This is a genomic window from Sphingomonas sp. GC_Shp_5, from assembly GCF_026540855.1.
Lineage (GTDB): Bacteria > Pseudomonadota > Alphaproteobacteria > Sphingomonadales > Sphingomonadaceae > Sphingomonas.
Genome location: NZ_JALNUP010000036.1, coordinates 1 through 20956 on the forward strand (window position 1 = coordinate 1; position 20956 = coordinate 20956).

At 64.4% G+C, this 20956-nt stretch carries 16 protein-coding genes; 11 read left to right on the plus strand and 5 right to left on the minus strand.

Annotated features, from left to right (window positions below):
• On the plus strand, positions 1 to 414 hold a 414-nt coding region (locus OXR60_RS18495), incomplete at its 5' end, for a hypothetical protein (protein WP_267397466.1).
• 120 nt (positions 415 to 534) lie between these two features.
• On the opposite strand, the gene OXR60_RS18500 is transcribed toward OXR60_RS18495, so the two are convergent.
• From OXR60_RS18500 to OXR60_RS18520, 5 genes are read right to left on the minus strand one after another with little or no spacing between them, the layout of a single operon-like run.
• Entirely contained in the window at positions 535 to 1692 is a 1158-nt protein-coding gene (locus OXR60_RS18500) for a Gfo/Idh/MocA family oxidoreductase (protein ID WP_267397467.1), read from the minus strand.
• A 12-nt stretch (positions 1693 to 1704) separates the two neighbouring features.
• Positions 1705 to 2964 (minus strand): Gfo/Idh/MocA family oxidoreductase, encoded by a 1260-nt coding sequence (locus OXR60_RS18505; protein ID WP_267397468.1) that lies wholly within the window; start codon positions 2962 to 2964, stop codon positions 1705 to 1707.
• On the minus strand, positions 2961 to 3809 hold the full coding sequence (locus tag OXR60_RS18510) for an FAD:protein FMN transferase (RefSeq protein WP_267397469.1): 849 nt from the start codon (positions 3807 to 3809) through the stop codon (positions 2961 to 2963). Before OXR60_RS18510 ends, OXR60_RS18505 begins: the two co-directional genes overlap by 4 nt.
• Before the next feature lie 5 nt (positions 3810 to 3814).
• Positions 3815 to 5137 (minus strand): Gfo/Idh/MocA family oxidoreductase, encoded by a 1323-nt coding sequence (locus OXR60_RS18515; RefSeq protein ID WP_267397471.1) that lies wholly within the window; start codon positions 5135 to 5137, stop codon positions 3815 to 3817.
• Positions 5138 to 5150: 13 nt separating this feature from the next.
• The gene (locus OXR60_RS18520) at positions 5151 to 6539 is read right to left on the minus strand and encodes a DUF1080 domain-containing protein (protein WP_267397473.1); all 1389 of its coding nucleotides are present in this window, start codon (positions 6537 to 6539) and stop codon (positions 5151 to 5153) included.
• A gap of 263 nt (positions 6540 to 6802) precedes the next feature.
• On the opposite strand from OXR60_RS18520, the gene OXR60_RS18525 reads away from it, so the two are divergent.
• The 10 genes from OXR60_RS18525 to OXR60_RS18570 form a co-directional block, all read left to right on the plus strand.
• The gene (locus OXR60_RS18525) at positions 6803 to 7549 is read left to right on the plus strand and encodes a FadR/GntR family transcriptional regulator (protein WP_267397474.1); all 747 of its coding nucleotides are present in this window, start codon (positions 6803 to 6805) and stop codon (positions 7547 to 7549) included.
• A 318-nt stretch (positions 7550 to 7867) separates the two neighbouring features.
• Positions 7868 to 10867, plus strand: coding sequence for a TonB-dependent receptor (locus tag OXR60_RS18530; RefSeq protein WP_267397484.1), 3000 nt, complete (start codon positions 7868 to 7870; stop codon positions 10865 to 10867).
• A gap of 263 nt (positions 10868 to 11130) precedes the next feature.
• Complete coding sequence (uxuA, locus tag OXR60_RS18535) at positions 11131 to 12300, plus strand: mannonate dehydratase (RefSeq protein WP_267397475.1); 1170 nt, start codon at positions 11131 to 11133, stop codon at positions 12298 to 12300.
• On the plus strand, positions 12297 to 13709 hold the full coding sequence (gene uxaC / locus OXR60_RS18540; protein ID WP_267397477.1) for a glucuronate isomerase: 1413 nt from the start codon (positions 12297 to 12299) through the stop codon (positions 13707 to 13709). The genes uxuA and uxaC overlap by 4 nt, the downstream gene beginning before the upstream one ends.
• Positions 13706 to 15088 (plus strand): mannitol dehydrogenase family protein, encoded by a 1383-nt coding sequence (locus OXR60_RS18545; protein WP_267397478.1) that lies wholly within the window; start codon positions 13706 to 13708, stop codon positions 15086 to 15088. The genes uxaC and OXR60_RS18545 overlap by 4 nt, the downstream gene beginning before the upstream one ends.
• A gap of 30 nt (positions 15089 to 15118) precedes the next feature.
• Positions 15119 to 16435, plus strand: coding sequence for an MFS transporter (locus OXR60_RS18550; protein ID WP_267397479.1), 1317 nt, complete (start codon positions 15119 to 15121; stop codon positions 16433 to 16435).
• Positions 16436 to 16862: 427 nt separating this feature from the next.
• Entirely contained in the window at positions 16863 to 18197 is a 1335-nt protein-coding gene (locus OXR60_RS18555) for a hypothetical protein (RefSeq protein ID WP_267397480.1), read from the plus strand.
• 96 nt (positions 18198 to 18293) lie between these two features.
• Positions 18294 to 18479: a hypothetical protein gene (locus OXR60_RS18560; RefSeq protein WP_267397481.1), complete on the plus strand. Its 186-nt coding sequence runs from the start codon at positions 18294 to 18296 to the stop codon at positions 18477 to 18479.
• Positions 18476 to 19252, plus strand: coding sequence for a hypothetical protein (locus OXR60_RS18565; protein WP_267397482.1), 777 nt, complete (start codon positions 18476 to 18478; stop codon positions 19250 to 19252). Before OXR60_RS18560 ends, OXR60_RS18565 begins: the two co-directional genes overlap by 4 nt.
• A 79-nt stretch (positions 19253 to 19331) precedes the next feature.
• A partial coding sequence (locus OXR60_RS18570) for a recombinase family protein (RefSeq protein ID WP_267397483.1) occupies positions 19332 to 20956 on the plus strand: 1625 nt, incomplete at its 3' end.

The following is a 20956-nucleotide window of genomic DNA, read 5'->3' on the forward strand; positions in this document are numbered from 1 at the left end:
GGTTGCGACAATCGCAGCTTGGAAAGCGAACCCCGGAAGCGGCTGGGCAGCAAGCGCTCACATCCGGTCATTCGCAGCCTGTTTTCGGCTTCCGAACTTCAGCCGTTCATCCATGTTCGCGGTGTCGCCCGTCTGAGCAAAACGGCTGCGCCTCGCAAACCTTATTCCGTCGAGGCAAGTGGGCCCGTCGCCTGTGCCTCTGAACCACCAAGCACGTGGACGAGTAATTCGGCATTCCGGCGGTGCCAGGTCTCGGGCGCGCCAATGTCGAGCGATGCAGCCTGGTGTAGCTTGACCTCGCCTGGCAACCGCGTCGAGCGGCTGATCATCTCCTCCGGCTATTCGGGCAGCATCGGCAGCGTAGCTTGGTCTATAACGAAGGACTATCACGCGCCGATCGCCATCCCGAGGTGAAGACGGTACCATCCCATCAGCATCTCAAGAGGCGGCCATCAAGCTCACCCTGCGATGCACGAGCCATATCCCGCGATCATCCGCGGCGGTTCGGCAACCCATCTTCGGAGGCGGTTCTTTCTACGCTTTGGCCCGCGTCGCCCGCGCTTCGGCTGTGAGCACAAGTTCGGCAGCTAACAGCGCCCCTTCCTGATCCTGCGCAACTGACGTTCGCTCGACTAAATCAGTCACGAATTGCGGCCCGAAAGGTAGGGGAACCTTGGAACAATCTAGATAGCGCACGCCCTTCTTGTCCGCGATGAAGAGATGGTTGCCACCGGGACGACCGGCAACGTCCACATATTTGCGCAGCTCGATGTACCCCTCGGTGCCCAGGATGAAGAGCCGTCCGTCGCCCCAGGTTGACAACCCATCGGGTGTGAACCAGTCGACGCGGACGTAGCCCGCGCCACCGTCACCGCTCAGCATCATGTCACCAAAGTCTTCGAACTGCGGGTGATCAGGATTGCCGAAGTTGCCGGTTTGCGATGCCAATACCTGCGCGCGCTTGCTGCCGGTGAGATACACGAACTGGTCGGCCTGATGGCTGCCGACATCCGTCAGGATACCCCCGTTGCGCGCCGGATCCCAGAACCAGTCGGGGCGGCTCGGAGCCGAAAGCCGGTGGGGCGCCAGATTGACGGTCTGTATGACACGCCCGATGGCGCCGTCGTGGACGAGTTGCCCCGCCATGACAGCCGCTGGCACCTCAAGCCGCTCGGAATACATGATCGCGAATTTGCGGCCCGTCTCCGCGATCGCGCTGCGCACGTCCGCCAGCTGCTTCAAGGTGACGACCGCGGCCTTGTCACTCAGATAATCCTTGCCCGAACGCATCACCTTGATGCCAAGCGGCGCGCGCAACGCGGGTATAGCGGCGCTGCACACCAGCTTGATCGCGCGATCGTCGAGGATCTCCTGCTCCGACCGCGCGAGCTTGATGTCGCCATAGCGTTTGCGGAACATCGCGATCTGCTTCGCGTCAGTCGCATAGAAGGCAGTCAGGACTCCGCCGCCGCGGATGACCGCATCGGTAATGCCGTAGATGTGGTTGTGATCCATCCCGATCACCGCGAACGGCACGCGATATTTCGCTTCAGGCACCGGCTTGGCCACGGCCCCCTCGGTCGGCGCGTCGCCACGGGTAGTAGACTGCGCGAACGCATCATGCGCGAACCCGGCTGCCAGCCCGGCGGTAAGCCCGAGGCCGAGAAGTCCTCGGCGGTTGGTATCGGTCACAGCTATGTCCCCTCAGATTGCGACAAGGTTTGTTGGCCAGATCATCGCTTCACCGCGGTCCATCGCCTGCTCGCCCAGCAACGACGCGACGCTCGCATGATAGGCCTGTGCCAGCAGCCCCGGCAGCGGTTTGCCCGCACGCACCGCCTCGCCAAAGCCTTCGAACTGAAGCATCGTCTCGTCATATTCACCCCAGCCGAGCGACTCGCCGGGCGTGGTCACGGGCAGTTCGGGAAACCAGGTCGCGCCGCCGATCGGCACGGTGCGCTTGTGCCCGCGCGCGACGTCCTTCTGCATGCGCTGCAGCGCCAGCACCTTGGCGGGCACCTCCTGATAGATGCGGCCCAGCTCAGGCTCGATCGTGCCCTTGCTGCCCTGGATCTGCTCCTCACAGCCGTAGCGCGCGTTGTTGAGCAGCGAGGTATAGATCAGCTTACGCCCGCCCGCATATTCGTAGATCAGCGCGACATGGTCATATACTTCGCGCCCGTCCTTCCAGAAGCAGATGCTGCCGGATCCAATCACGCGCGTCGGCACTGCGTCGAGGAACCAATTGCCCACCTGCAGCTGGTGCGTGGCGAGCTCGGTCATCAATCCCGCTGAACTGTCGCGGTAGAGCCGCCAGTTGATCTGCCGGTCCGTCGCATCGGCGGGCACCGGCCGCCGCCAGCTGTTGTTGCGATGCCAGCTCGCGCGGATCTGCGTGAGCGCACCGATCTCGCCCGCGCGCGTGCGCTTCAGTGCGTTCAGATAGGTCGGGTGGAACATGCGCTGATGCCCGATCTGCAGCAACTTGCCCGCCGCCTGCGACCGGGTGATCATCGCGCCGCAATCGGCGATCGTGCGCGCCATCGCCTTTTCGCACCAGACGTGCAGCCCGGCGTCGAAGCCGTCGTGGGTCAGTCGCGCATGCGTGTTGAGCGGCGTGGCGATGACGATGGCGTCGATCCCGCCAGCGTCCAGCATCGCGCGATGATCACCAAAGGCGCGTGCGGTGGGTGCCAGCGCCTGTGCCCTCGCCAGATGCGGCGCATAGCTGTCGCATAGCGCGGCGACGGTGCAGTTGCGCGTCTTGGCGATATTCTGGATGAGCGCGCGACCCCGGTCACCCGTCCCGATCACGCCGAGCCGCACCGGGTTCGACTTGGCTGGCTCCGCTGCCGCCGCCGACACCGCCCATGGCGCCGCCGCCGCCATGCCTGCCCCCGCAGTAGCCAGCAGCACGCGATCGATGAACGATCGGCGGCTGAGGGTGAACTCGTGATCGGTCATCGCAGCGTCATCCTGGCGTGGCGAGCCGGCATCGCCGCCTCAGGGAAAAGATCGAATAGGAAGCGACGACCCGGCGCCGCGCGCATCAATCGCTGCGCTTGCCCGTCGTCGGCGACGAGCAGCGCCGTGCTCATCGCCTCGGCCTTGCCGCCCAGGGGATCGATCGCGACCGCGGTGCGCGCCGCGGTGACGGCCCTGCCGTCGGCTGGATGGCAGGTCGGCGCACGCTCGGGTGCAGACGCTCCCGCCGTCGACGAAATCGACAAGGCTTCATCCTCCAGCGCAAGCTCGACCAGCGTCTCGTGCGATCGGACCGGATGGGGTACCGCGAACGGCCACTTGCCCCCCAGCGGATGCTCGCCGATCACCGCCAGGGAGCTTTCGCCCGCCGACAGGCATGCCGACTGCACCCCCGCCGCACGCAGCGCGGTGCACGCTCGATCGAGCGCCAGCCCCTTGCCGATGCCGCCAAAATCGAGCGCGAGCGGACGCGCCGCCCGGATCCGGGCCGTGGCCCGGTCGAAGGCGATCGCGTTCCACCCGGACCCCGGAAGGCGAACGTCAGCGGCGGGATCGAACAGGCCGCCAGTGTCGCGGTGGACCACGTCGACTGCCGCGAGCGCCTCGAGCAGCAGCGCATCGTCGACCACCGCGTCGCGCTGCGCCAGCAAGGCATCGTTAAGGGCGGTGGTCGGCGATGGCCGATGGATGGTCAGCGCGTCGTCGACCGCCTCGATCGCCATGCGCGCGGCGCGCATGCCGTCCTCGGCGAACCGGCCGAACACATGGAGCTCGATACGGGTGCCCATCGCCGCGAAGCGTTCGACATCGGCAACGATCGCCATCGGCGTCAGGCCTTCACTTCCCAGCCGGGTTCGTAGGTGACCGACCAGAGCTTCATCGCCTCGGCGCTCATCGGCTTGCCGGTCGCCGGATCGACCTCAAGCACGCTGTTGGTCCGATAGGCCATGTTGCCGAGGTGGCAGAGCGTGGTGCTGATATGCCCTTCGACGATCGGCGAATTAAGGGTGGGCGCCTTGCCCCGAATGACGTCCACCAGATTGCCCGCGTGATAGACGTCGAGCACGCCCTCGCCGACCGTGCCCGTGGTCTCCGAACTCGCCGCCGCGACCACCTGGCGGACCGACTTGCCTGCCAGATCGTACAGTTCGAAGCCGTTGCGATCGACCACCGCGGAGCCCTTGGTGCCCAGCAACAGCACGCCACGGCCGCGACCATAGGTCAGCATTGCGTTGCAGCTCTGGCCGTTCCAGCGGATCACCCGGTCCTTGTCGAAGTTGAGGGCGAGCGCGAGCGAGTCGTACATTTCCCAGTCGTCGCCGCGATGGAAGCGCTTCGCACCGCTGGCCTCGACCCGCGTCGGGTACGTCAGCCCCATGAGCCACCGCGCCACGTCCAACTCGTGCATCGCATTGTTGCAAATTTCGCCGGTGCCGTACTGCCAGAACCAATGCCAATTGTACGGTACCAGATTTGATCGATAAGCGGCGCGGGGACGAGGCCCCTGCCACATGTCCCAGTTCAAATTGGCGGGTGGTTCCACCATCTGCCCCTGGCCGATCGACTTGCGATCGTTCGCATACCAGGTCTGCGCCTCATAGACGTCGCCGAGCTCACCTCCCTGGATCAGCGCCAGCAGCTGCCTGGTCTCCGGGCTGGAACGCTGCTGGTTGCCGACCTGCAATCGGCGCCCGGTGCTTTTCTGCGCCGCGATCATCGCCTCGCCCTCGGCCGGCGCGATGCCGATCGGTTTTTCGCAATAGACGTGATGGCCGGTCTTCATCGCGTCGATCGCAAGCTTTGCATGCCAGTGATCGGGCGTGGCAACCGTGACGATGTCGACCGCCTTGCTGGCGAACAACCGGCGATAGTCGCTCTCCGTCTTCGGGGCGGGATGGCCCTTGGCGGCAAATTCCGCCGCCCGCTTCGCCAGCACCGCCGAATCGACGTCGCAGAAATGCGTGATGTCGACGTTCGCCACCTTTGAGAAGGCGCTCATATGCGCCTGGCCGCGGCCGTTGACGCCCACGATCGCCACGCGCAGCCGATCGTTGGCGCCCTTGATCCGCGCATAGCTGCGCGCACTCATCGCCATGCCGAGGCCCAGCCCCACCGACGCACCCGCGCCCTTGATCATCGTACGACGGTCCATCGATCCATCCCTCCTAGAGTTCGCGCAGCTTGATCGAGCGGAACTCGACCTGACCGCCATGATCCTGGAGCAGGATCGGCCCCTGCTTGCCCTCGCCGAAGCCCGGCACCCCAGCATATTTGCTCTGGGCGACCAGCGCGCGGAACGCCGGCGATCCGCGGTCGTACTCGACCATCTTGAAGCCGTTCAGCCAATGCTCGACGTGGTTGCCGCGCACGACGATGACGGCGCGGTTCCATTCGCCCGGCGGATTGATCCGCTTTCCCGGGCTGGCCGGGTCGGACAGGTTCTTCGCGGGAATGAGGTCGTAGAGCGAGCCCAAGGTGCGATTGCCGTCGCGTCCCATCTTCGCATCCGGATGACGCTCGTCATCGAGCAGCTGATACTCGAGGCCGATCGCCTCGCCTTTGCTCGCGAGCATGCCGGGATCGAGGAAATATTTGATGCCGCTGTTGGCGCCAGGCTGCAGCTTGAAGTCGACCGACAGCTCGAAATTCCGGTAGCTGCGGGTGGTGATGATGTCGCCGCCGCCGGCCTCAACGTGGAGGACGCCGCCCGGCATCGTCCAGACGCTGCGCGGAAAACCCGTCGTCTTGATCCCACGCCAGCCGGCGCCGGTCTTGCCATCCCATAGCAATGTCCAGCCGGCTCGTTGTTCGCCGGTCGACAGGCGATTGGATAGCCAGCCTTGTTGCGGCAACGGCGTCGCGGGCATCGCGAACCGCGCCGGCGCCTCGGTGATCACCCGGACGTTGCGGAATCGCACCTCGGGATGCCGGGCTGCGTCCGCGTCGGGAATGGCGTGGACCTGGAACGCGATGAACCCGCGGGCATCGGCATCGTCGACCACATCAGCGGCGGGGACGCCGTTGATCCACGTACGCAGCCGCGTGCCGATCGCCTCGACCCGATAGTGGTTCCAATCGCCGGAGCGGTAAACCGTGCGCGCGGCTTCGTTGCGGCCGAGCGTATAGAGCCACTGGCGGCGTTGCTCATCATACAGCCCACCACTCCAGGCGCGCGAGGACGGATCGATCTCCGCCTGATAGCCGTACACCACGCCGTTGCGGTAATCCGGGCGGCTCTGGCCGCGGATCATCATGCCTGAATTGAGCGCCGGATCGGTCTTGGCATCGAATTCAATGATGAAGTCGCCATATTGCGCGTCGGACACCAGCCAGCTGTTGGTCTTGCCCGGCTCCGCGAGCCCGATCAGTTCGCCATGGTCGAAGCGGTAGGTGGCGTTGCCGCCGGTGGCGTGCCAGCCGGCCAGACCGCTGCGCGGCGTCACGTCGCGCCAGGGCGCCTGTGCTGGTGGGGACGCCGGCGGTGCGGCGGCAACTGACGCCTGGATCATCAGCGGCATGACCGCCATTGTCAGCATTGCGAGCCTGTTAGCCACGGCTTCCCCCTTGTTGATGCGATTGCCCATCGGCAACCCGCAGGGGGCGTTCGATCGGCCGCATCGTTCGCCGTCGACATATGGCTGTCGTTCGGCCTCTCCTGTTCACGGGTCTAGATTGTGGTCCGACAATAGGCAATACAGTTGTAAGACATTTTGTTTTACCCGGAATCGATTTCACCTAGACGCGGGTTGACGCTGGCCCGCGCGACGAGAAGTAGAGGATCTGGGCCGCGTCGCGACCTTGAGCGAGCGAGGAATGAATGCAAGGCGTTGAGGGCGGCGGTAAACTCTACCGCGGGATTGTGCAGGCGATCATCACCGACATCGCCAATGGCGTGTTCGCAGTGGGCACGCGGCTGCCGGCCGAACGCGACCTCACCGAACGCTTCAAGGTCAGCCGCCCCACCATCCGTGAGGCAATGATCGCGCTCGAAATGAAGGGGATGGTCGAGGCCCGCAAGGGATCGGGCGTGTTCGTGCTCGCCTCTTCGTCCAACGGGTCCGATCAGGAACTGGACATCGGCGCCTTCGAAATTACCGAGGCGCGCCGCCTGCTGGAAGGCGAAGTCGCCGCGGTCGCCGCCACCGAAATTGACGAGCCACAGCTTGCCGAACTGCGCGGCTTGCTCGCAGAGATGGCGCAGGACGACACCAAGGCGGCGGAGGATGCCGACCGGCGTTTCCACATCGCCATCGCCGAAGCGACGGGCAATGCCGTGATCATCTCGGCGGTGACCGATTTCTGGGATATGCGCTTTCGCTCGCCCTTGGCGCGCGAGGTGCTGGCAAAAGCAGGCAGCCTGGGCACCGACAACCGGATGGCCGAGCATGGTCGCATCCTGAGCGCGCTCGAGGCTCGGTCGCCGATCGACGCGCGCAACGCCATGCGTGATCACCTCGCGCGTGTGATCGATTACCTGCTCGACGTCACTGAGACGGAGGCAGTCGAGCGTGCCCGTGCCGCCACCGATCAACGCCGCCGAGCCCTAGCGCGACGCTCGGTCTGATCAGCCACGCCGGCACTGCCTAGCGGCGGCGGAGCGCCCTTCCCATGGCATCCGCTACTACCTCGACTCGAACCCATGACGTGAGGGCCCGAAAGGACCGGGCATGATCTCTCCGTGCCCGCGCCTAGCTGCGAAACAAGCAAACTGGCCTGACCAATCGATATGATATTGTCATATTTGAGCGAGAATGATACCTGACGGGCAAGCCGACCAAATAGAACAAGGTCAGCAGACATACGAGCGGCGGGCACCCTGCACGTTCGGCCTATCGGGAGAGGGTAATTGAGCCGCAAGAGCTTCGATAAGCGTGCATTGCTTGTGTCGACCAGCATCCTCAGCCTGTGGATCGCCGCACCGGCGACCGCGCAGCAGACCAGCGGCCAGGCACCGCCACCGGCAAGCAGCCAGACCAGCACCCCCGATCCGGTAGATCCCTCGAAGGCCGCGCCCCAGACGCAGGAAGCGGACATCGTCGTCACCGGTTTTCGCGCCGCGCTCGATAGCGCCCTCAACCAGAAGCGTCAGGAGACGGCGGCGATCGACAGCATCGTCGCGGAGGACATCGGCAAATTCCCCGACTCCAATCTGGCTGAATCGATGCAGCGCATCCCGGGCGTGGCGCTGTCACGCGGCGACGGCGGCGAAGGCCGCAACATCTCAGTGCGCGGGCTCGGCTCGCAATTCACCCGCGTCCGCATCAACGGCATGGAAGGCGTGAGCCAGGTCAGCGGCAGCGACATCCGCGGCGGCGTCGCCACCGGTCGTTCGTTCGACTTCGTGACCTTCCCCACCGAAATCTTCTCGGCGCTGTCGGTTCGCAAGACGCTGTCGGCCGATGTCGAGGAAGGATCGCTGGGGGCGACGGTGGATCTGCGCGCGCCCAAGCCCTTCGATCAGAAGGGAGGCGATTTCATCCTCACCGGCACCGCCCGCGGCATCTACAATGACATCAGCAAAAAGGCAGACCCGCGCCTCTCCGCGCTGATCTCGAAGAAGTTCGGCGACACCTTCGGCATCCTCGGCAGCATTGCCTATTCCAAGCGCCACATCGACGAATATGCCTATTCCGCGGTCGATGTGGTGCCGACCACGGTCTATGGTCAGGCGGCTCCCGCCGGCTCGGCGAACGCGGGCGTCATTTTCCCCTTCTGCACTCCCGTCGGCTATGTGTATCGCGGCGCTCCCACCAATAGCCCCACCGCCGGTTATACCCAGCCCAACGGCGTGCCGATCGGGGCGGACGCCAACAACTGCAGCACCGGCAATCCGCGCACCGGCAATGCCGCGGCCTATGATTACATCATGAGCCGAACCGGGGTGAACGGACGGCCTGGCGGCGGCGTCTACCTGCCGCGCCTCCCCCGCCCGGTGAAGAGCAGCCAGGATCAGCAGCGCCTAGCCGGCACGCTGACGCTGCAATGGAAGCCGAGCGACAACACAGACATTTCGCTCGACGGTCTTTACTCGCGCTTCAAGGTCAACCGGCTTGATCAGATGTTCGACGCGCGCTCGTTCGGTCGCGCGATCTCGAACAACGGCCAGCCGCTGACATCGGTTCGCGAGATCGAGGTCAACGACAACGGCTCGCTCGTTCACGGCCTGTTTGATGGCGTCGATTTGCGCTCGGAGATGCAGGACGAGCGCTTCACCTCGACCTACCGACAGGTAAACCTAAACCTCGACCACCGCTTCACAGACAACTTCCGCGTCTATGGCCTGGCAGGTATCAACCAGTCAAAGCTCGACGTGAACCGCTTGCAGGTTGCCATAGATTCCAACGACACGCGCAACTTCTCAATCGATTTTCGCGATAATCCAGATATTCCGAAAATCGGCTACGGGATCGATACCACCAATGCCGCGCTGTTCCAATATGGTCCTCCGTTGCCGAACGGTGATCAGGCGGGTCAGCTGTCGAACTTCATCCGCCGCAACACTATTACCAGCAAGACGTTCGAACTTAACGGAGAGTGGGAGGCAGCACGCGGCTTTACGATTCAAGTTGGCGGCCAATATCGCACCAATAAATACACTGCTCGCGAGCGGCAGCTCGCTACCAACACGCCGCTTGCGCTTCCCGCTGGCGTTACGCTAGCCAGCATCACGTCTGTAACGAGCGGTGTCGGCAAGAACCTCGATGGGCAGTTGCAGGATTTCGTGTCCGTCGATCCAGACAAGTTCCGTGATGCCGTAAACCTCGAAAGCTATGTCTATTGCAGCATCGACTGCGCCAAGGGCACCTACGGCGGCGTCGAGGAGAAATACACCTCCGGCTACGCGATGGTAAAATTCAACACCGCGGACTCGCTGCCGTTTGCACTGCGTGGCGATGCCGGCGTACGCTATGTTCATACCAAGCTCGACGCGTATGGCCCGATCACTACCGCCGCGCCTCCCGGGTCGCTTTACCCATCTCAGTTTGTTATCTCTGATGTCGGCCGCAGCTACGACGATTGGCTACCCTCGGCAAACCTCGCACTGGACATCACGTCAAACCTCATCGCGCGTGCATCCGCCGCCCGCGTGATGTCGCGTCCTGCCTACGGGCAGCTCATCCCGGCGGGTTCGGCGAACCTCGTCATCCAGACTGCGTCGTTCAGCAATCCATTCCTTGAACCGATCCGCGCCAACACCTTCGACGCGGCCCTCGAATGGTATTTCTCGCCTGGTTCGCTGATCTCGGTCGCCTATTTCTACAAGAACATCGAAACCTATATCCAGACGACCAGCCAGTCGGTCGCATTCCAGGATATCGGACTGCCGCTGACGCTCCTCAACGGTACCCAGCTGCGGCCGACCGACCAGTTCACCGTCCAGCGCAGCAACAACACTCCGGGCGGACCGCTGCGCGGTTTCGAGGTGAACGTCCAGCTGCCGTTCCGCTTCCTGCCGGGCGCACTCAGCAATTTCGGCGCGCTGGCAAACTTCACCCGAGTACGGTCGAACATCAATTACGTCATCTCGCCGACCCTGTCGCGCACCGCACCATTGGTCGGTTTGTCGCCCGAGACGGCGAGCGGCACCCTTTATTATGAGGATAAGAAGTTCAGCATCCGCTCGACGGTGAACTATCGATCGGCCTTCCTCACCGCCGTGCCGAGCGGATCGGTTGATGCGGACTCGACATCGAACGCGAGCTCGATCTTCGTCGACGCGTCGGCGTCATACGCGCTTAACGACAACATCAAGCTGATCGCCGAAGTGTCGAATATCACTAACGAGACCAACCGACTGACCGTCGACACGGTGCGCAAGGATCCGCTCTACACGTCCTATTTCGGACGGACCTACGCGATGGCAGTCAACTTCCAGTTCTGAAGACGAGCATCGGTCGGGCGATCGCGCGATGAACAGCGACGGATTGGAACGCCTCCCCAACGTCGGTCTTTGGGCTACCAAAGCTGATGCATAACAGGGCGACGCACACCCTGCGGCACCTACTCAAGTCGCTCATTAGCGATCATGCAAAGTGGCCTGACCACTTGATTGATTGTGGCCTATCATATCTGATGATGCTAGGCCGGAAGGGTCGCGCATGTTGCAGCAGGCGTGCGACTGGAGAGGGATGACATCGGGTGTTGATGACCGAAACGATGCGCTGGTTTGGTCCCTCCGATCCTGTGAGCCTGCGCGACATTCGCCAGGCAGGGGCGACCGGCGTGGTAACCGCCCTGCATGAGATCGCCAATGGCGATGTGTGGCCGCAGGCCGCGATCGAGGCACGCCAGGCGCAGATCGCGGCGGCGGGGCTGACCTGGTCGGTGGTCGAAAGCCTGCCGGTACATGAGGGGATTAAGACCAGAGGCGCGGATTGCCGCCTTCTGATCGATCGGTATCGCGAGAGCCTCAGAAATCTGGCGGCCTGTGGTATCCGCACGATCACCTACAACTTCATGCCGGTGATCGACTGGACGCGGACCGATCTGGCCTGGACGATGCCCGACGGCGCGCTCGCGTTGCGGTTCGATCCCGAAGCGGCGGCAGTGTTCGATCTGCACATCCTCCAGCGTGCGGGCGCAGCAGCGGATTACCCGGCCGATCTTCGCGACCGTGCTGCCCGCCGGTTCGACGCGATGACGGGACCGGAACGCGCCTCGCTCGAGCGTACGATCATCGCCGGCCTGCCGGGTAGCGAGGAGACCTTCACCCTCGAGCGGTTCCGCGCCGCACTTGCGCAATATGATAACATCGATGCCGACACGCTCCGCGCCAATCACGTCGCGTTTCTGGAAGCGGTCTGCCCGCTGGCCGACGAGCTAGACCTGCGCCTGGTGGTGCACCCTGATGATCCGCCCTTTGCGCTGTTCGGCCTGCCGCGCGTCGTCAGCACCGAGGACGACATCAAGGCACTGTTTGCCAGCGTGCCGAGCCGGTCCAACGGACTGTGCTTTTGCGCCGGCTCGTTCGGCGCGCGCGCCGACAACGATCTGCCCGGGATGATCGATCGACTGGGTGACCGGATCGGCTTTCTCCATCTCCGCTCGGTCAAGCGCGAGCCGGACGGTGCGTTCCACGAAGCCGCCCATCTCGAGGGCGACGGCGGCATGGTCACCCTGGTCGCCGCGATCAACCGCCTCCAGCGGCGCGAGGGGCGCTCGATCCCGATGCGCCCCGACCACGGCCACCAGATGCTCGACGACCTGTCGAAGCAGACGCTACCGGGCTATTCGCTGCTCGGCCGGATGCGCGGCCTTGCCGAACTACGCGGGCTCGAGCGCGGGATCGACCATATGGCAGGGGCAGCGCGGTGACGCGCCCGCTTCACCTGTCGCCTGACCGGCTGTTCTCGAGCGACCCTAGCCAGCGATCGATCGCGCGTGAACTGTACACCGAGGTCGCCGGGCTGCCGATCGTCTCGCCCCACGGCCACACCGATCCTCGCTGGTTCGCCACCGACGCCGCCTGGCGCGACGCGACGAGCTTGTTGCTGTCGCCCGATCATTATCTGTTCCGCATGCTCTACAGCCAGGGCATCGATCTCGCCCGCCTGGGCGTGCCGTCGCGCGACGGCAGCCCAGACACCGACCCGCGCAAGGCGTGGCGAACCTTCGCGAGCCATTACCGTCTGTTCCGCGGCACGCCCTCGCAGCTGTGGCTCGACCATGTCTTCGCCGAGGTCCTGGGCTTCGACGTCGCGCTCGATGCGTCGACCAGCGACCGGTATTTCGATCGGATCGCCGAGCTCCTCACCACCGACGCCTTTCGGCCGCGGGCGTTATTCAATCGCTTCGGCATCGAATATCTCGCGACCACCGAGGGCGCCGACGATCCACTCGACGCGCATCGCGCGATCCGTGCCTCGGGCTGGCCCGGACGCATCACGACCACTTACCGCCCGGATGGGGTCATCGACGTCGAGCACGAGGCGTTTCGCCCGACGATGGAGCGCTTTGCGGCGCTGACGGGCGAGGATGTCTGGACGTGGTCCGGCTACCTCGCCGCGCACGCCAAGCGCCGTGCCGACTTCCGGGCCGCCGGCGCGACCGCCACCGATCACGGCCATCCCACCGCGCGTACGGCAAACCTCACCGGCAGCGAGGCGGCTGCGCTGTTCGAGCGGGTCATCAAGCCCGGCGCGAGCGCGGCCGACGCCGAGCTTTTCCGTGCGCAGATGTTGACCGAGATGGCCAAGATGTCGGTGAACGACGGCATGGTGATGCAGATCCATCCCGGCTCGTCGCGCAATCACAATGCCCGGCTGTTCGCCAGCCACGGCCGCGATCGTGGCGCGGACATCCCGGTGCGCGCGGATTTTGTGAACGGCCTCAAGCCCATGCTCGACGTGGTCGGCGATCAACGCGACCTGACGATCATTCTCTTCACGCTCGATGAATCGACCTATGCGCGCGAACTGGCGCCGCTTGCAGGCCATTATCCGTGCCTGCGTCTCGGGCCCGCCTGGTGGTTCCACGATTCGCCCGAGGGCATGCGCCGCTTCCGCGAAATGACCACCGAGACGGCGGGATTCTACAACACGGTCGGGTTTAACGACGACACCCGCGCCTTCCTGTCGATCCCCGCGCGCCATGATGTCGCTCGCCGGGTGGACTGCGCCTATCTGGCGCGGCTCGTCGCCGAACACCGGCTGGCCGATTGGGAGGCGGCCGAGATCGCGCATGATCTCACCGTAGGTCTCGCCCGCCGGGCCTATCGCCTGTGAGGCTGTCGACCGCCTCGCTCGATCGCCTGCCACCGAGCCTTGCCAGGTTTGATTATGACCGCGCCGCGCAGCGCGTCGGGATCGTCCATCTCGGCATCGGTGCATTCGCCCGCGCGCATCAGGCGGTCTTTACCGATGCGGCGATGGCAGGCGGGGACCGAGACTGGGCCATCCTCGGCGCCTCGTTGCGCTCGTCCGCAGTCCGCCATGCCCTCGCGCCGCAGGACGCACTCTACACCGTGACCGAGCGCGCCGCGCACGGTTGCCGGTCGCGGTTGATCGGCGCGGTCCACGATGTCGTCGTCGCGGCCGATCCGGACGATACCCTGCACCGCGCGCTGACCTCCTCCGCCGTGGCGATCGTCACGATGACCGTCACCGAGAAGGGCTACCACCGCAGCACAGACGGCTCGCTCGACATCGCGGCCGTCGACCGCAGCGGTGGCACGCTGTACCATCACCTCGCGCGTGCGCTCGCGGCACGCCGCACCGCCGGACTCGGCGGCGTCACGCTGCTCTCGTGCGACAATCTCGCCGACAATGGCGCTGCGCTCGCCGCCTCGCTCGGCGCCTGGCTGGACCATGTCGATCCGTCGCTCGCGAGTTGGTTCGCGCGCGAGTGCCGTTGCCCCTCGACGATGGTCGACCGGATCGTGCCCGCGGTCACGCCGGCGGATCTCGACATGGTGGAGGCGGCCATCGGCGTGCGCGACGCGGCAGCGGTGGTGACCGAGCCGTTCTTGCAATGGGTGATCGAGGACCGCTTCGCCGGCCGACGGCCGGACTGGGAGAGAGTGGGCGTCCAGGTCGTGCAGCATGTTGCGCCTTACGAGGCCGCGAAGTTGCGCATGCTCAACGGGGCGCATTCCGCGCTCGCCTATCGCGGCTTGCTCGCCGGGCTGACCTATGTGCACGAGGCGATCGGCGATCCGGTCCTCGGCCCCGCGGTGGAGCGGCTCATCCGCAACGAGGCGATGGCGAGCCTGGATCCCGCGCCCGGTCAGGACCTCGCCGGTTATGCCGACGCGCTGATCGGCCGCTTCGCCAATCCCGCCTTGCCGCACGCCCTGCGCCAGATCGCCATCGACGGGTCGCAGAAGATTGCGCAGCGCTGGCTTGCCCCGCTCGCCGCCAACGCTGCGCGCAGCCGCACCTGCCCGGAGACGCTGACCGCGCTTGCCGCCTGGCTGATCCACGTTCGCGAACCTGCCGACGACCCGCGCAGCGATGCGTTCGTCTCCGCCTGGGCGACGGCGGGACGGTCCGGGATTGTCGACGCCATGTTCGGCGAGCGTGGCCTGATGGCAGGACATTGGCGCCCGGACGGTCGCGATCGCGCCGGTATCGAGCAGGCATTGGCGGCCTTCGACCAACGATAACAGGCGGAAAACCGCCAGGGGAGAGCAAGCGTGGACGGTTCGACACAGGCGGCGAGTGCTGGTCCTCGCCACGCGGGAGGCAACATCCGCTGGGTCATCTGCGCCCTGCTATTCTTCGCCACGACGATCAACTACATCGATCGCCAGGTCATCGGCATCCTCAAGCCCACCCTCCAGGGCGAATTGGGCTGGTCGGAGATCGACTATGGCATGATCGTATTCTGGTTCCAGGCAGCCTATGCGATCGGCCTGCTCGCCTGCGGCCCCTTGATCGACCGGGTCGGCTCCAAGATGGGTTATGCGGCGGCGATCACGCTGTGGAGCCTGGCCGCACTCGCCCATGCGCTGGTGCGCAGCCCGGCCGGCTTTTCGCTCGCGCGGTTCGCGCTCGGCCTGGGTGAATCGGCGAACTTTCCCGCCGCAATTAAGTCGGTAGCCGAGTGGTTCCCCAAGAAGGAACGGGCGCTAGCGGCGGGGATCCTCAATGCCGGCGCCAATGTCGGCGCGATCGCGACGCCGCTCGTGGTGCCGATCATCGCGCTCAATTATGGCTGGCGTGCCGCCTTCATCATCACTGGCCTGCTCGGCTTCGTGTGGCTGGCCGCCTGGCTCGCCTTCTACCGCCCGCCCGACCATCATCCGCGCCTCTCGGCGCAGGAACTGGCCTATATCCGCGCGGATCAGGAGAATGACGCGGGGTCCGCACCGATCGCGTGGCGCAAGCTGTTCCGTTACCGGGGCACCTGGGCGTTCATCATCGCCAAGTTCCTGACCGACCCGGTCTGGTACCTGTTCCTGTTCTGGCTGCCCGACTTTTTCGCCAAACGCCACGGCCTCGACCTCAAAACCTTCGGACCGCCGCTGATCGCCGTCTATCTGCTCGCCGATCTCGGCAGCATAGGCGGCGGCTGGCTGTCATCGGCGCTGATCAAGCGTGGCTTCAGCATCAATGCCGGCCGCAAGCTGGCGCTGCTCGTCTCCGCGATCTTGGTCTTGCCGATCGTCTTTGCCAGCACCGTGGCAAGCCTTACCGCCGCAGTGGCGATCATCGGGGTTGCCGCCGCCGCGCATCAGGGTTGGTCGTCGAACCTCTACACAATGGTGTCAGACACGTTTCCGAAAAGCTCGGTAGCGTCCGTGATGGGTATAGGCGGGGCGGCGGGCGCCGTCGGCGGTATGATTATGGCGCGATATGTCGGCGAAGTGCTGGAACACGTTGGAAGCTACGTACCGGTGTTCGTCTGGGCCGGCAGCGCATACCTCGTGGCGCTTCTGATCGTGCACGTACTTTTGCCAAGGCTCGACGCTACTTCAGTTTCTCCAATCGTCCGGAAGAGATTCGGCTGAACAATCACCGCGACCCTCTTCGAAACATCGATTGATCCGTAGCTCGGTTCGCGTCCGCTTCCATCATTACCAGTCAGTCGGGCCTTGACCCATCATCTTAACGAACGGCTGCTTACTGCCCGTCGTCACCCGAAAGCAGACTTGCAGCCTTCCACCAGGAGCGGACCACCCTCAATCCCATGCGACCCGTCGTGCGGCCACTGTGCACATCGACAGTTCACTTATTGCTTGTGCCGTGATATGATGGGTTTGTCCGGCGCTTTGACGAGCGGGCGCTGGGTATGGGTTTGGACGGCACGACCTGGCGTGTCAACGGAGAGGCACGGGGCGCAAGTCATCCCCAGGTTCTCGAGAGCTGCTTCGGTGAAATGCAGTTCAGCCCTTGGAAGGGGCGAGCCCTCGCGTTCCAGGACGCGATCTTCATGATGTGGAGATCGCAGTGTCGCGCGCCTCAAAGGCAGAATGGAAGCCGAGCTTTAAAGCCGTAGACGGCCTGAGCCGCTCGCAAGCCACGGCGGCTGCGGCGAGTACGGCGTTGGCGATCTCCCCCGACCGCGCGCTGATCGCTGAACTAGCGGCAGATTTGCTGCGTGGGCGCAGCAAGAAGCTCGCCAAGCACATCAGAACGACAGTTTTCGAGGTGCAGGCCAGCCAGCGCTTTATCCCAGCTCATTTGACTGCTCCCGAGGCTGTGGCGTCAGGCGCAGAAAGCTTGTCGCTGATACACGATTTGCTCTCCCGGGCGGCCGACGTGAACATCATCCAGGCGTTCATCGACCACATCATCTTCGTGCCTCGTGATCGCCAATCGGAAACCTACAGCCCGGAAGCGCATGCAAAACGCCTTGACCGGCTCAGAGCGGATCATCCCGCTCTTTATCAATCGATCGTGGAGGGAAAGCTCGGCCAAGCGACTGCGAGCGCGCCTCCTGCACTGAAGCAGAACCGCGACTTCGCACTGACCATTCGCGTCCATGCCTATCTGCTGGTGATCCGAACCGCTCTGGACCTTGCTCAGGTCCTGCGAAGCCTGGCCTGCAATCCCACCGGCGAGCGCTTTGCCGGAGGCAACCCCTGGCTGAACACCGGGGCTGTGTTGGCGGCAACGGTGAGCGCACCGGCGACAATCGTTGTGGACATAGCAACCAACTTCAAGACCGTCACGCCAGCGGCCAGCTTCCACGACACGCTCCAGGAGGCAATGGCGAGAGGCTGGTTGCCGGCCAACGCGGACGGTCTTGCGCTCGCAACTATCGCTCAGCGCGTCCGGGATCGCCTGGGTTCCAGTGACGCGAGCGAGCCGCTCGACAGGATCATCGAAGCCATCGGCGAGGCTGCACGAACCGTCGTGTTCAGCCGCGAGGAACTGCAGCGGCGAGGCTTTGCGCGCCACGATTTCTGTCACTATCGCACAGGGCTAACTACCACAGAGGCTGCAACCTACCTGTCGCAGGTGATGCTGCGGGCGCTTGCCATAGTCGATCAGCGCACCGGCGCGTCCTTCCCGGGCGCCAACCTGCCGAGGTGCAGGAGCATGAAGCCGGCCAAGCTCGAGGTCATGGCCGGCGCGGCTATCTTGCGGGCCGACGCGAGGCCGGACAAGAATGCTGCAGTCCGGCTTGCCGAGTTGGACCCTGAACACAAAGCCGGCCGCAAACCCTACAAGTCTCTCCAGGCCGCCCTGTCGCGCGGCGACGTCAAAAAGCAGGCCACGGCAAGCTTCCGAATCGATGTCGACCGCTGGTTCGACATGCTGTCCTGAGCATGCCGACAGAGACCTCATGCTGGGGCCGCGATCGGCACAACCTGATTTTAGGGTCCCCATTTCGCGCGGGCAGATCAGCGCATGGACTCCGTCATGGAGACCATGCCGCCCCCGTTCAATCCAGCGGAGCCGCCCTGCACGCGCGAACCGTTCGCCCGTGCACTGACGGACCTCGTTCGCCTGCTGGCTCGGCAGGCAGCGGCGGAGCAGTACGGCCAGCCTGGCCCGGGTGTCGCGTCATCAAGCGCGACGATCGAAACGGAGTTGATGGATCAATGACGCACCGTTGGGAGGGAGAAGCGCCCGCACAGGCCATGCAGCTGCTCGTCTACATCGCCGATCTGCCCCAAGAAGCCGTGCTGCACAGGACCGATGATGGTTGGTTCGCAATGGTAAGTGCCGACGGCGGGCAGTTCGAGATCTGTGGTGACCTCGACATGCCCTCCATTCGCTACCGAGCCGCGGGCGAGCCTTTGACCGAAGTGGGCCTGCATGTCTGGGGTGATATCGAGAGTGACGCATGCTGGTTCCCGTTCGCACTGCTGCCGGAAAGCGAAGTGTATGGCCCGCATGATGCGCTCGATTGCAGCCAGGCAGTTCTCCGCATCCGTGAGCTTCTCGAGCGGGTCACATTTCAGATCGACGACGAGTTCGCCGGGCGCAGTGCGCGTGCGGTCGTTGCCGTGGATTACCTGCGCCTGCGCTCGGGCGTTACGGAACCCTGGCATGTGTCACTCGCCCGCCCCTTCGAGGTGCTGTTGGACGACACCAGCATCGGCGATGACGGACTGCTCATGGCATTTGGCGAACTACCGCCAGGGCTGGCTGAGCTCGGCAAACGCGCCTGCGTTGCCCTCGTCCATGGTAGCAGGACCGAGATCACGGTCCGACCGGTTATCGCCACCTTCGGCAGCGACCTTACCGAGCGCGATGCTGCTGCCGACGCCCTACGCGCGGCGCATCGCCGCCTCGCTGCTCTTGGCTTCACCGATGATGAGGTGACCCAGCTCAACGCAGTCGCTGTGCGCGCTGCCAACATGACGGAGTTCTAGGCGCAAGGTTGAATTGGAGCGGTGGCGCACGCCACCGCACCGACGACTTCTTCATCCTATTCATAACGCTGGAGTAATCATGCGGAAATCACCGCCCCGAATTGCGATCTACGGCCGACACTCGACCGACAAGCAGAGCGAGAGCTCGAGCCGCGATCAGGCGGCAGCCTGCAGCAAGCTGGTCGACTTCCTCGGCGGCACGGTTGTCAATATCTACCTCGACCCCGAGATGTCGGGCTATGACAGAACGCGCCCCGGGTTGCAGCGGCTTCTCGCTGACTGCCGGGCAGGACACATCGACATTGTGGTCAGCGAGTCGCTCGACCGACTCGCCCGCGATGGCGAAGACGTTCATTGGTTAGGCAAAAGGCTGCGCTTCGATCGCGTCGAACTGCACACCATGAGCGAAAATCACATCGACGAGGTGAAGCTGGCTGTCGCTGGCCTGCTTGGCTCGTTGTTCCTCAAGAGCCTGGTCGAGAAGACGCATCGCGGGCTTCAGGCGGTGGTACTGTCCGGCCGCTTCGCCGGCGGCAGCGTGTACGGCTATAGGAAGGTCAATCTGCTCGACGCCAATGGTCATCTCATCCCCGGTCTGCGCGAGATCGACGAGGACAAGGCCGAGATCGTGCGCCGTATCTTCCGTGGTTTCGCGGCAGGTAAATCCTCCATCCAGATCGCCACCGAGCTCAACCAAGCCGGTATTCCAGGTCCCCGCGGCGGCCTGTGGAATGCATCGACGATCCGCGGCGACCCGAAGAAGCATGTCGGGATCCTCAACAATCCGCTTTATCGCGGCTTGATGATCTGGAACCGGCGCGAATGGCGCCGCAACCCGGACAGCGACGGCCGCGAACGACTGTATCGGCTGCGCGATCAGTCGGAGTGGATCGAGGTCGAGGCGCCGACGCTGCGGATCATCGAGGCGGAGTTGTGGGACGCGGTTCAGGCGGAATTGGCTCGTCGCGCTCGCCCCGATGGCGCCGCCGGGGTCACCGCACGCCGTCGTCAACGGCATCTGCTGTCCGGCCTCATCAAATGTGCGGCATGCGGCTCAAGCTATGTCATCAGCGGCAAGGACTATTACCGCTGCGCCAGCCAGAAGGAGCGTGGCACCTGTTCCAACACGGTCCCGGTCCGCAAGAATGTCATCGAAGGGGCGACGCTCAGCGCGTTGCGCAACGATCTGCTAACCGAGAACCATGCCCGCCTCTTTGCGGAGGAGTTTCGCCGGGAAGCGAAGCGGCTCGTCGGAGAGACGACCCGGAGCGATGACGGCCTTCGCGAGCGGCTCAAGGTGGTGGTGGGCGAACTCGTCAACCTTGAGCGCAACATGCTGTCGGGCGTGTTGAGCCCGAGGCTCACCCGCCTGCTCAACGAGCGCGAAGTCGAAAAGAGCGAAATCGAATCGCGGCTTGCGACGATGCGGGTGGCACATCCCACGGTGGCCCTTCCCTCCATACCGGTCCTGCTCAAGCAGTTCGAAGAAAAGATTGGCGCGTTGTACGAAGCGCTGGATGGCCAAGCAAGCCGCACCGAAGCGGCAGGCATTGTCGCGCGGCTCATCGACCGCGTGACGATCCACCCCGATGGAGCAGAAGGGCCCGAGGCGGAAGTGGAGGCGTCCGCCAACGTGCTGGCGCGGTTCGCCATCAACGGGAACAGCCGCCGCCCTTTTGAGGGCGGCGGCTGTTGTTCCATGAC